Origin of the sequence: Parabacteroides sp. CT06 (assembly GCF_002257605.1) — a bacterium.
In the GTDB taxonomy this organism is placed as follows: domain Bacteria; phylum Bacteroidota; class Bacteroidia; order Bacteroidales; family Tannerellaceae; genus Parabacteroides; species Parabacteroides distasonis.
The window spans coordinates 1,220,001-1,232,763 of the sequence record NZ_CP022754.1; the positions used below are offsets into that span (position 1 = coordinate 1,220,001).

8 protein-coding genes (1 of these 8 running past the window's edge) are annotated in these 12,763 nt (G+C 50.5%); 3 read left to right on the forward strand and 5 right to left on the reverse strand.

All coding sequences use genetic code 11. From position 1 onward, the window contains the following. Positions 1 to 495: the 3' portion of an alpha/beta hydrolase gene (locus CI960_RS05355; protein WP_005858317.1), read on the forward strand. The gene continues 324 nt to the left of window position 1, outside the view; the window shows 495 of its 819 coding nt (coding positions 325–819); its start codon lies off the left edge, out of view; the stop codon is at positions 493 to 495. Between the two features lie 26 nt (positions 496 to 521). Then, positions 522 to 1,967, forward strand: coding sequence for a glycoside hydrolase family 30 beta sandwich domain-containing protein (locus CI960_RS05360; protein WP_005858316.1), 1,446 nt, complete (start codon positions 522 to 524; stop codon positions 1,965 to 1,967). Positions 1,968 to 2,130: 163 nt separating this feature from the next. Here CI960_RS05360 and CI960_RS05365 read toward each other — a convergent pair whose 3' ends face one another. The 4 genes from CI960_RS05365 to CI960_RS05380 form a co-directional block, all read right to left on the reverse strand. Continuing rightward, positions 2,131 to 3,756, reverse strand: a complete 1,626-nt coding sequence (locus tag CI960_RS05365) for an efflux RND transporter periplasmic adaptor subunit (RefSeq protein WP_005858315.1) — start codon at positions 3,754 to 3,756, stop codon at positions 2,131 to 2,133. A 4-nt stretch (positions 3,757 to 3,760) separates the two neighbouring features. Continuing rightward, positions 3,761 to 5,227: a TolC family protein gene (locus CI960_RS05370; protein ID WP_005858314.1), complete on the reverse strand. Its 1,467-nt coding sequence runs from the start codon at positions 5,225 to 5,227 to the stop codon at positions 3,761 to 3,763. A gap of 19 nt (positions 5,228 to 5,246) precedes the next feature. Continuing rightward, on the reverse strand, positions 5,247 to 8,993 hold the full coding sequence (locus CI960_RS05375) for an efflux RND transporter permease subunit (protein ID WP_005858313.1): 3,747 nt from the start codon (positions 8,991 to 8,993) through the stop codon (positions 5,247 to 5,249). 237 nt (positions 8,994 to 9,230) lie between these two features. After that, positions 9,231 to 9,617 (reverse strand): hypothetical protein, encoded by a 387-nt coding sequence (locus tag CI960_RS05380; RefSeq protein WP_005858311.1) that lies wholly within the window; start codon positions 9,615 to 9,617, stop codon positions 9,231 to 9,233. A gap of 143 nt (positions 9,618 to 9,760) precedes the next feature. On the opposite strand from CI960_RS05380, the gene CI960_RS05385 reads away from it, so the two are divergent. Next, a complete protein-coding gene (locus CI960_RS05385; protein ID WP_005858308.1) occupies positions 9,761 to 11,044 on the forward strand; it encodes a DcaP family trimeric outer membrane transporter in 1,284 nt (427 codons plus the stop codon). A gap of 81 nt (positions 11,045 to 11,125) precedes the next feature. Here CI960_RS05385 and CI960_RS05390 read toward each other — a convergent pair whose 3' ends face one another. After that, a complete protein-coding gene (locus CI960_RS05390; RefSeq protein WP_010185117.1) occupies positions 11,126 to 12,697 on the reverse strand; it encodes a ClC family H(+)/Cl(-) exchange transporter in 1,572 nt (523 codons plus the stop codon). Between the last annotated feature and the right edge of the window lie 66 nt (positions 12,698 to 12,763).

Below are 12,763 nucleotides of genomic sequence, written 5' to 3' on the forward strand. Positions count from 1 at the left end.
GCTGTCGCTTGGACATTCAACGAGATTGAGAAGTATGGTGGGGATAGGCGTAAAATCTTTGTCTCAGGTCATTCCGCCGGAGGTTATTTAACGAATATGGTCGGACTGGATAAGAAGTGGTTGACTAAGTATCGGATAGATGCTGATGCCATCGCCGCATTAATCCCTTTCAGCGGTCATGCGATCAGCCATTTCGCTTATCGGCAGGCGAAGGGAATGAAAGATACCCAACCGAGTATCGACGAGTTCGCCCCTTTGTTTTACGTACGTCCTGACGCTCCTCCATTGATTATCGTCTCGGGCGACCGGGAGATGGAGATGCTGGGCCGCTATGAGGAGAACGCCTATTTTTGGCGTATGATGAAAGTGGCCGGACATAAGAATACTTATATCTATGAGTTGGACGGATATGATCATGGATCGATGGCCGCTCCCGCCTTTCACATCTTAAAGAATCACGTGAGGATGATCTTGAAGGGTTCAGAAACCCGGTAATTTGATTAACTATTAATTTAATACGTATGGTTCTCTTTTCTTTATTAATGGTCTTGATTTGCTTGAACGCATGTTCTGGAGCGAAGATCTCGGACAATGTAACGGTGTATGTCACGACAAACGATCGTGCGAAAGATTTCGTGAGAAGTGAGATCGCCTTGGGGGACAAACAAGCCGCCTCGCCTTGCGTGATAACGATAGACCCTTCGGTGCGCTATCAGACGATGGATGGCTTTGGTGCCGCCGTGACAGGCTCTACCTGCTATAACTTGATGCGGATGGCTCCCGAGGATCGGACAGCTTTCCTGAAAGAGACTTTCTCTGATACGGAGGGGATGGGGTATAGCTATATCCGTATCTCGATTGGCTGCTCGGACTTTTCTTTAAGTGAGTATACTTGTTGTGACACGAAGGGTGTCGAGAATTTCGCCTTGCAGAGCGAGGAGAAGGAGTATGTGATACCGATCTTGAAGGAGATCTTGGCGATCAGCCCTTCTATAAAAATCTTGGGATCGCCTTGGACTTGTCCAAGATGGATGAAGGTGGATAACTTAAAGGATTTGCGCCCGTTCGAGTCGTGGACTAGCGGACAGTTGAATCCCGCTTATTATCAAGATTACGCTACCTATTTCGTGAAATGGATACAGGCGATGGAGGCCGAGGGGATTCCTATCGAGGCGATAACTCCCCAAAACGAACCTTTGAACCGAGGAAATTCCGCTTCCTTATTTATGGGATGGGAGGAGCAACTCTCTTTCGTGCGTGACGCTCTAGGCCCTAAACTGAAAGAGACTGGCCTCAAGACGAAGATCTACGCTTTCGACCATAATTACAATTACGATAATATGTTGGAGCAGCAAGGCTATCCGATGAAAATCTACGAGGATGAGAATGCCGCTTCTTTCCTGACAGGTGCCGCTTACCATAATTACGGGGGCGACCGGGAGGAGTTGAATAACGTAAACGGCAAGTTCCCCGATAAAGAATTAATATTTACGGAAACTTCTATCGGCATGTGGAATGATGGACGTAACTTAGAGAAACGCTTGATGGAAGATATGGAGGAGACGGCCTTGGGTACGGTGAATAACTGGTGTAAGGCAGTTATCGTATGGAACTTGATGCTGGATAACGAGCGGGGACCGAACCGAGAGGGTGGTTGCCAGACTTGTTATGGTGCCGTGGATATCGATCGCTCGGATTATAAGACGATTACCCGGAATTCTCATTATTATATTATCGGTCATTTATCCTCTGTGGTGAAGCCGGGGGCAGTACGGATCGGCTCTAAAGGGTATACGGCTGATGGGATTATGTATTCCGCCTTCGAGAATTTAGATGGAACAGAAGCACTTGTTTTACTAAATAATACGGACGAGGCTAAAAATATAACGGTAAACAGCGGTGAACGTTCATTTACCTATGAGGTTCCCGCTAAAGCAGTCGCTTCTTTCCGTTGGAATCTTTACTAATAAGGAGGGTGTGTTAAAAGTTGGTATTATGGCACGCAGATTTAGCAGATTTACGCAGATAATATATTGATTTTCATATCATAAATCTGCGGTCATCTGCTCAATCAGCATTATCTGCGTGCCATGTTCACACTTTTGACACACCCCCGAATGTCCAATAACTTTATCTATAGTGGCAACAAGCCGGTAGCTTATCATATACGGCTTTATCCGCCTTATCCATATCCGTGTCATGGCCTACTTTAGCGATCGCCTTGCTGATCGCTTTTGGGGAGGTCTTTTTCGGATCGTACTGGAGATGGATCATCTGGGTATCTTTGTCCCAATGAGCGGATAACACACCTTTTACCCCTTTTGCCGCTTTCTCGATACGTTCCTTGCACATATCGCAAGAGCCTTTGACACCGAACATGGCATGCTCGGAGGCTACCCCCGTGGCGCTTTGCGCATGCATCATATGCCCCTCATGCCCAGTCATAGGCTTGGCGGGCTCGTCGCCGTTATTCATCATGGAAGTTTTTCCCTCCAGCTGTGCGCTGGCGTCTATGGCGAAGACTCCGTTGGTTACGATTTCCTCACCTTCTCGCAAGCCATTCAAGATAACATAAGAGTTACCAAGGGAAGGGCCTAGCTCCACCTCACGCATCAAGAAAGCGGGGGTATTCGTATCCGGTTGCTTTACGTACACGATAGCACGTTTACCCGTCCAGAGCACAGCGGTTTGCGGTACGACGATCTCGTTCTTATAGTTGCGGAGCGGGGCGCTTACGTTTGCCGTGGCGTACATCTCGGGCTTGAGCTCCAAAGAGGCGTTCGGTACCTCTACACGGACCTTGGCGGTACGGGTCGTCGTGTTCAAGATCGGGTCGATGAAAGAGATCTTACACGAGAACTTCTTGCCGGGTAGCGCTTGCAGGGTAAATTCCACCGGATCACCTTTGCTAAGGAAAGGGAGATCCACCTCGAAAGCGTCGAACAAGGCCCATACCTTCGTGAGGTTCGCCACGTCGAAAAGGATAGCTCCTTGGGATACATAATCACCTTGGCTTACCCGCTTGGACAGGACGATACCGCTCGTGTTCGACTTGATCTCTACAACCGGGGAGATAGAGCCGGACTTCTCGATAGCGGCGATCTGGGCATCTGTCATCTTCCATAAATATAGTTTTTCACGGGCGGCCTGTATCAATTGAGATTGTCCCATGCGGATCGCTTCCAACAATTCTTGCTGGGCGGTGAAAAGCTCTGGGGAGTAGAGGGTAGCGAGGGTCTGTCCGGCACGCACCGTCTCACCCGTGAAATCAACGTTCAAGCTCTCGATGCGTCCGCTTACATGGGCTGTTTGAGATTGCAGGCTACGCTCGTCCGGTACGATCTTGCCGTATAAACGGACTTGCTTGACCGGATTCTGGCGGGATACCTTGGAGGTTTGTACGTCCGCTAAGGCTGCTGCTTCTTCCGAAAGCTGAATGGCGTTGGGATCGATGGCCTTGTCGGAGAAGGAGCTCTTACGTACAGGGATCAAATCCATGGCGCAGATAGGGCATTTACCCGGCTTGTCTTGGCGAATTTGGGGATGCATGGAACAAGTCCACTCGCCGGCCTCGTTCTGTTGGAGGTCGTGGCCATGCGTAGGGTCGTGAACTTCCGTGCCGGTCTCGCTCGCTTGTGACGTATGGCTGTCGGTATCGGAGTTATGGAACAGAAGCCAGCCCAACAAGAGGCCGCCCGCTAGGAACAGGATATATATCAGGTACTTGGATTTTACGGTTTCATTTATATTTTTCATTTTCTTATTCGTTTACAGAGGTGGATATTAATTTCTCGATTCCGGCGATTTGGGTATTATATTCCGCTATCGCTTCGCTTTTCTTCAAGTGATAGTCCAACATTTGTCGCTCCACTTGGATCACGTCGGTCAAGGTCGTTCTTCCTGTCGAGAATTCCCGGACGATCAGTTGGTAGGTGGCCAACGATAGATCGTATTGTTTCTGGTACAAATCGATTTTCCGTGCGGCATCTTCCAATTGCTGGGTAATACGGATATACTCGGCTTGCAGTTGGTTCATCGTGTTCTCGTACTTCAACTCGCTGGATTTCCAATAATGCTTGCTTTCCTGTTGCTGTGCGTTATATTTCTTACGGAAGATAGGAAGGCTGATCTTTAGCATGGGCATGAACATATCCTTTCCGTTCATACCGGACATAGAGCCCATAGACATATCCTCCGGTTTCTTCCCGATCAAGGAATACTGGAGGCCGATACCTAGCATGGGGTAACTCATTTTCTTGTCCATCTCCGCCTTGGCCCGGTAAGCGTTTCCTTCCGCCTCCAGCATGGTAAGCATGGGGTTGTTGGAGATGACGCTGTCGAGAGCCATCGACTCACTCCATGAGAGAGGAAGCCGTTCCAACGAGTCGGGAACGGAAATCGGGGTAGCTAGCGACTGATTGAGCAACGTATTAAAAGCAGCCTCGGCCGTTTTCCGTTGCGATAACAAGGAGGCTAGCGTATTCTCCAGTTCTACCTTCTCCATCTGGATTCGCAGTACGTCCGACATTCCGCCCATAGAGTTGCCACTTCCCATAGAGCCTCCACCCATAGGGCTATCGCCGGACATTCCGGACATCGTACTACCGGATGCTCCCGTGCTTTGTACCGTAGGGCTTCCCATGCTACTACCTCCCATACCCGACATACCTCCACCGGATACGGCGGGAGGAGTCGATGGAGCAGAAGATACGGGGGAGGGTAGGACGGAGGAACCGCCCGCCTTCGCCGACGGAGCGGAGAAGCGGTTCAATGCCAACTGTTCCAACTGGTCTAGCAGACGAAGGTTCGCCTGCGTATTTTTATATTGCTCGCTGATATTGCAAAGCTGGTACCATTGACTCTTCACCTCGTAATACAGGTTGTTGCGACTGTTACGGAATTGTTCGTAAGCCATCCGGGCCATCTCGGTCGCCTCGTTGCGGGCCGCCTTCCGGGTACCGAACCAAGGGAACATTTGCATCAAGGTGAAATCCGCTATTTGCTTTCCGGACAAGATCTCCATCGGTTTCAGGAAGAAACCGATCTCCAGTTCCGGGTCCGGATAGGCTCCGGCTTGCGGGACTTTCTCCAAAGATGCCTTATACAGGGAGAAGTCGGCGTTGATCTGCGGATTGTTACGTGCTGCCAGTTCCAGATAATAGCCTAAACTATCGGCCGGCTGGGAGTAAGCGAAAAGGACGTTTAGCATCCCCAGTACACCTGCCATGATGATTGATCTGATTCTTTTATATCTCATAAGTCGTTACCTCCTCTTGAATTTTATTCTTTTGTTCTTTCTTTATAGCGTTCTCCCGCCACCAGCATTGCAGGACGGGAACGACAAACATGGTCATACTCTGGATCAGCATTCCTCCGAACGTAGGGATAGCCATCGGTACCATGATATCCGCCCCCTTACCGGTGGAGGTAAGTACGGGGAGTAAAGCGATCAGGGTAGTGGCTGTAGTCATGGCCGCTGGGCGTACCCGTTTCAGTCCGGCGGCTACTACCGCTTCCCGGATATCGTGCTTGGTGCGGGGGTCTCGCTCGAGGAATACATGATGGATGTAGGTTCCCATCAATACCCCATCATCCGTAGCCACACCGAACAAGGCGATAAAACCGACCCAGACTGCCACGCTCAGATTGATCGTGTGCATCTGGAAAAGATCCCGCATATTCTCTCCGGCGATGGAGAAGTTCATGAACCAATCCTGTCCGTAAAGCCATAGCAAGATAAAACCTCCGGCGAAGGCCACGAACACCCCGGAGAAATGGATCAGTGAGGCAGTGACCGTCTTGAATTGAAAGTATAGAACCAGCAAGACGATCAACAAGGCGAGGGGAACGACGATCATCAGCCGGCTGGTGGCACGCTCCTGCTGCTCGTAATTGCCGGCGAACTTATAGGATACGCCGGGATCAAGGTTCAACCCTCCCTCCTTTATCTGTTGCTCAAGGATGCGGGAAGCCTCTTTCACGACATCCACTTCCGCCTTCCCCGCCAGTTTGTCGAAGATGACGTAGCCTACCAAGAAAGTGTTCTCGCTTTGGATCATCTGCGCTCCACGGGTATAGTTGATATCGGCAAGCTCTTTAAGCGGGACTTGCGCCCCAGTGGCGGTCGGTACGAGGATCATACCTAGCGCCTCTGGATTATCTCGAAGCTCACGAGCGTAGCGTAGGCGCACCGGGAAACGTTCCCTGCCTTCCACGGTGCGGGTCAGTACCATGCCACCGACAGCGGCACTTAATATCTCTTGCAAGTCCTCCACGTTTACGCCGTAACGGGCCATATTCTCACGGTTCAGCTCGATCTCCAGATAAGGGGCGCCTACCGCACGGTCGTAAAATACGGAAGAGGGGATAACGGAGGGTACCTCTTTCAATGCCTTCTCGATCGCCTTTCCGGCTTTCTCGATCGTCTCTAGATCCGGGCCATACACCTTGATACCCATCGGGGCACGCATACCGGTGGATAACATGACGAGACGGGCCTCGATAGGCTGCAGCTTCGGGGCGGAAGTCAATCCCGGAAGATGGGTGACGTTCACGATCTGTTGCCAGATATCGTTCGTGTTCTTGATCTCCGGTCGCCATTGGCGGAAGTAATCGCCTTTAGCGTCTGGAATCAGGCTGTCTGAGGGAATCAGCCGGAAACCGTCTTTGGGGTTATATACGCCTCCATCTTTTAGGAGATACTCCCCTTGCCGGTTTACCTTGAAACGTTCCCTTTTCCCGTCCTCATTCAGGATATATTCCGGACGGTAGTTGATTGTATTCTCGAACATCTGTACCGGTGCTGGATCGAGGGCGGAGTTTACACGGCCCCATTTACCGATGGCGGTCTCCACCTCGGGGATAGAGGCCAGCCGTTTGTCGAGCGCCTCTATATAATCAAGGTTTTGCTCGATACCGGAATGCGGCATGCTAGTCGGCATCAGTAGGAAAGAACCTTCGTTCAGGCTAGGCATAAACTCCTGTCCGATGCCTCTCCATATCCAGAAACCGAATACGATGGTAGCTCCCGGAATCAACATGAATTTCCAGCGGTTATCCAAGCACCAGCGCAATATCCTCTCATAATAAATAACGAGCAGCCACAGGATGCTTAGGATGATGGCTACGCAACCCGCCACGAACAGGATATTGGCGAGCATCCCTTTTTGCGGCCCCATCGGCAACCATTCCTCGGACAGGTAATAGATCGAGACAAAGAGGGTGATACCGATATTGATATAAGTGCTCATCTGAGGCTTCTTCCAATACCCGGACAATAGATTATTCAACCCGACTGCCGTTAGCCCGATAGCGGGAATACTGCCATAGATAATAAGTAAGGCGATTCCGGCCACGATCAACAGGTAATTCAGTATTTTCCGTATCTGCCTTGAATGGATCTTTATCGAGAACAACCAATACGATAGGGAAGGAAGCAAGATCAATCCCAGCACGAAGGCGGAAGCCAAAGCATACGTCTTGGTGTAGGCCAAGGGCGAGAACATCTTCCCTTCCTGCGCCTCCATGGTGAAGACGGGGAGGAAGCTGACGATCGTCGTGATCATCGCCGTACTGATCGCCCCGGACACCTCGCTTACCGCCTTATAAATAAGGTTGACAAACGCCTTTCCCCCCTGTATATGCCTGTTCTCGGGCATCTCCCGGTAACGGATGATACTTTCCACGAAGACGACCCCTACATCCACCATCACGCCAATGGCGATCGCTATACCCGATAAAGCCACGATATTCGCCGCTATCCCCGTATAACGCATGATGATGAACGTGGCGAGCACCGCTATCGGTAGCATACTGGCGATAACGATAGAGGCCCTTAGGTTGAGCACCAGCACGATGATGACGATCACGCAGATCAATATTTCGTGGGAGAGGGCGGTCTCCAACGTCCCGATCGTCTCCTTGATAAGCCCCGTACGGTCGTAGAACGGCACGACGGTTACCTTGGAGACCGTCCCGTCCGCCAGTACCTTTTGGGGCAATCCCGGCTCCATCTCCTTGATCTTCGCCTTTACGTTATTGATAACCTCCAAGGGGTTGGAGCCATAGCGGGCTACTACCACTCCGCCCACGGCCTCCACACCCTCCTTGTCCAGCCCTCCCCGTCGGGTTCCGGGACCGATATTCACGAACGCCACGTCCGATATGCGAACCGGTACGCCTTCCCGAACGGTGATGACGGCATTCTCTATATCTTTTACATTCTTGATATACCCCAAGCCCCGGATCAGGTACTCCACCTTGTTGATCTCCATCGTCTCGGCGCCGATATCGAGGTTGCTCTTCTTGATGGCGCTCATGATATCCATCACGGAGACGTTGAAGGCGTACATGGCATCCGGGTTCAACTCGATCTGGTACTCCTTCACGAAACCGCCCGCCGAGGCAACCTCGGATACCCCCTCGGCGGAGGATAAGGTGTACTTGACGTAGAAATCCTGTATCGTACGCAACTCCTCGGCGTTCCAGCCTCCGGTAGGTTTACCGGTCTTGGGGTCCCGTCCTTCCAGCGTATACCAATAGATCTGCCCGAGGGCGGTAGCGTCCGGTCCCAAGGTAGGCTGTACGCCTTCCGGCAAGGTTCCCGGAGGCAGGGAGTTCAGCTTCTCCAATATACGGGAACGGCTCCAGTAGAACTCTATATCGTCATCGAAGATAATGTATATGAAGGACATCCCGAACATGGAGGAACTACGGATCGTCTTCACTCCCGGGATACCTAAAAGAGAGGTGGTCAGCGGATAAGTGATCTGGTCCTGTATATCCTTCGGCGAGCGGCCCATCCATTCCGTGGCCACGATCTGCTGGTTATCGCCGATATCGGGGATGGCGTCTACCGGAATCGGATTCCGGGGAATGATCCCCCCGTGCCAATTGAAGGGGGACGTGGAGATGCCCCATACGATAATCAGCACTAGTAAAAGTAAGGTTACCACCCTGTTCTCAAGGAAGTAACGAATGATTCTGTTTAACATTTGAATGAGCTTTTATGATTTGAAAACATATGAGAACGCTTATTTGTTCGTCTTTGAAGGCAAGCGATCACATGAGTACTCGTGATGCTTTACGCCAGTACTCGCAATGGATTACTCCAGTATTTGCAATGGATTACTCCAGTACTTGCGGTGGATTACTCCAGTACTCGCAATAGATTACGCCGGTACTCGTGCGTAAACAGACGTAAATCGCCTTTTAAAAAGGAAGCCTATACGCTAAATCAAAAAAGTACAATGATGGACGAATAACGGGATAGCGCTATTCTCCTTGGGTGGATTAATAAAGGGATTGGAACGTGTTGTCTCGTCTCGCCCGGCGATCTTATAGGAGTCGAGTAGATCGAACAACAAAACTACAGCGACAGGAGCGGACAATTGCACGAGCGTATTCGCCACATCCTGATCGACGGATAACTTAACATATTCCGTCTCGGTAGAGCAGCACTTATGGGACGTGCCCGCCTCACCGCAACTGGGGCAAGTGTCAAGATACTGCAAGCTCACCTCCGCCAACTTACCCATACAATAATGGTAATTCAGCGCAAACCCGGAGGAAACCCCGAGGTAAAGAACAGCGAGTATGAACAATAAAAATCTTCTCATCCCAAGTAATATATTCCGCAAATATATGAATATTTTTTGAACGGGCAATAGGGTGGAAAAAGTGCTCGTAGGGTTGTTAAAATCAGAACCTTTTCTTTATAGCCTTGTTCAAGGTAGGTAATTAATCTAAACAAAACACATTTATGAGACTATTTGTACAAGGAGCAGTATTACTGCTAGGTATGGGATTCTTATCGGCTCCCGCTAAGGCTCAAAAGGTGGTCATCGAGGATGACGCACCAAATTCGATAGTCCTTGTCAGCCAAGACAAGGCAGGTGATGAAATCGTGAGGATAATGAATGAGACGCAGAGCCCTCGTTTCCACGACCCGAAAGCCCCCCGCTTCGTATTGACCGATCGTAAGGGACGTTTCGCCTTGGGTATCGGCGGTTACGTGAAGGCTACGGCGGAGTATGATTTCGGCGGGATCTCGGATGATGTCGATTTCTATCCGTCCATGATCCCGAATGGTGGGCAGAACTACGTCCGTAACCAGTTCCAGATGGACGCTACTACCAGTACGATATTCTTGAAATTAGTGGGTCGTACCAAACACCTCGGGGATTTCGTCGTGTATACGGCGGGTAACTTCCGGGGAGGCAGCAAGGTCTTCGAGCTCCAGAACGCCTATGTGTCTTTCCTTGGTTTCACGATGGGTTACGATTATAGTACCTTCATGGATCTGGCCGCCCTTCCGCCCTCGATCGATTATGCGGGGCCTGCCGGACAGGTTTTCAGCCGTGCCACCCTGTTACGCTATGAGCGTGCTTTCGGTAAGGGATGGAAAGCGGGTGTAGGTATCGAGATGCCAGTGGTGGATGGCATCACGAACCAAAGCGTGAATATCAGTAACCAACGTATGCCGAACTTCCCTGCCTATATCCAATACGCTTGGAATAAGAGCAGCCATATCCGTGTAGCTGGTATCGTACGTAATATGACGTATGAGAACTTGGTGGCGCAACGGGCCGAGTCTAAGGCCGGATGGGGCGTGTTTGCCGCCTCTACGTTCAATGTGACGAGCAAGCTGAACTTCTACGGTCAGGCTACTTACGGCCGGGGGATCAGCCAGTTCTTGAATGATATCAGTAATCTGGACGTGGATCTGGTTCCGGACCCCGAGGCCAAAGGCAAGATGCAAGTGCTTCCGATGATGGGTTGGTACGCTGGCTTGCAGTATAATATCACGCCGAAGGTATTCGTCTCCAGTACCTATAGCCAGACTCGTTTATACAGCGAGAATGATTACCCGGTTACTCCGTCGGATCAATACCGCTACGGTCAATACTTGGTAGCCAACATTTTCTGGAACGTGAACGCCAATCTGCAAGTCGGCGCCGAGTACTTGAGAGGTTGGCGTACCGATTTCAACGATATGACCCGCCACGCCAATCGACTTAATGTTTCCGCTCAATATAACTTCTGATAATGTAGCGTTTTGTAAATGTGCCACACCGGGGGATTCTTGGTGTGGCATTTCTTTTCGAGGCGATTGGCAGATCAGCGATTAATAGATGTTCGCCATGCTAACCAGCGGCTCATACAGCTTCTCGATATCCTGCGAATCGATCTCGATCTCTACCTGATCGCCGGGGATAAGGGTCTGTCCAGCAGGAGCCAAGTCCTTGCGATCCCGGTGAATAGTCTTGATGATACAACGTTGGGGGAGGGTGAGGTGATCTACCTCCTTCCCGTCGAAATAGGCACCTGTCATGATCTCGACGAACAGGCTGGAACGCCCTTCGGCACGGAAGGCTGGAGTCGAGATCATCTCGTCATAGAGAACCACGTTAAAGGGCTTTATCTGTAGCATTTCCGTGAAGTAATACGTAAGCCCGCCGACAATGATAGAGGGGTAGAATACATCCAGATGCCCGGTTATCTCCGTAATCAAGACGATACCCGTCAGTGGTGTCCGGACTACCGCCACCAAGAAACCTACCATGCTGATTAACATGATATAGCTGATGCTCTCCGTCTCAATGAAACCATACTTCACCAATAATAAGGCGATGATCTGCCCGAACAATCCCCCGGTAACTAGTGTAGGGATGAAATTCCCTCCCGGCAGTCCGGAGGAGAAAGAGAGAGACGTGAATATCAAGTGGATGAGCATCATCGCCGCTATCCATAAAACGGGGTGATATCCATGCATCGCTTGCATGATAAGGAATTGCTCGCCTCCTCCTGTCAAGTCGATCTCCGTCAATGAGATCGTATACGCTATGATAAGCAGGTACAACATCTTCATATAAGGAGGATGCTTCAGTCTGGTAAAGAAATCCTTGCACCAAAGGGTAAACATCGAGTAAATTTTCCCGAAGACGGAAATAACCACGGCCAGAAATAAGAACAACTTCAGTTGATCTATAAAAGTAGCCTGCGGGGCAATAGCGCTAATCTGCGAGTAGGGGTTGAAGGGAAAAATCAAGCTCGCTACGCCTCCCGCCACGACCCCTGCCAGCAAGGTGGTAATGGCGGTCTTGGGAGCGTCGAACCGTTCGATGGACTCGATCACCAAAAGTGAGGAAGCGAGGGGAGCGGCGAAAGCGGCGGCCAATCCGGCACCTGCGCCGGCGGCCAAAAGTTGCTTGCGCTCTCCAGCCAATACGTGTCCCCATTTGGAAATGATATTCCCCACGTAAGATCCGATCTGTACGCACGGCCCCTCACGACCAAGGGACAGGCCGGCGCTGATTGCTAATATCCCTCCCGTGAACTTGGCGATTAATTGTGTCAACGGGTTCTTATAAGTGATCCTGCCATTGATAACCGCCCGTGTCTGGGGAATGCCCCCACCGGTAATCAGCGGCATCTTCTTGACCATCCAATTCACACAAAGCAATATACCCCATAGCGTGAAGAAGAACAAGACATGGAAATACCAAGGGTAATGACCGTCGAAAAAAAGTTTCCGGCTATTGAATAACTGCTGGAGCAGATAGTGATAAGGTACCGCTACCAACCCGGTCAGCAATCCCACGAAAATGCTTACAAAATAAAGCCTGGCGTCAATAAGTTTCAATTTCCAGATCCGCCAGCGCCTCAATTTTGTTATATCTAAGAGATCATTATCCATCGGACTCACCTTGTTTTCGTTTCCTGTTACAACAACCAAGGTAAATAAGAGGTTTAAAATCTCATT

Coding starts and splice junctions, on each gene's coding strand:
- CI960_RS05365 (WP_005858315.1), bottom strand. CDS start 3,756: ATGAAAAATATAAATGAAACCGTAAAATCCAAGTACCTGATATATATC.
- CI960_RS05375 (WP_005858313.1), bottom strand. CDS start 8,993: ATGTTAAACAGAATCATTCGTTACTTCCTTGAGAACAGGGTGGTAACC.
- CI960_RS05390 (WP_010185117.1), bottom strand. CDS start 12,697: ATGGATAATGATCTCTTAGATATAACAAAATTGAGGCGCTGGCGGATC.
- CI960_RS05360 (WP_005858316.1), top strand. CDS start 522: ATGGTTCTCTTTTCTTTATTAATGGTCTTGATTTGCTTGAACGCATGT.
- CI960_RS05380 (WP_005858311.1), bottom strand. CDS start 9,617: ATGAGAAGATTTTTATTGTTCATACTCGCTGTTCTTTACCTCGGGGTT.
- CI960_RS05370 (WP_005858314.1), bottom strand. CDS start 5,227: ATGGCAGGTGTACTGGGGATGCTAAACGTCCTTTTCGCTTACTCCCAG.
- CI960_RS05385 (WP_005858308.1), top strand. CDS start 9,761: ATGAGACTATTTGTACAAGGAGCAGTATTACTGCTAGGTATGGGATTC.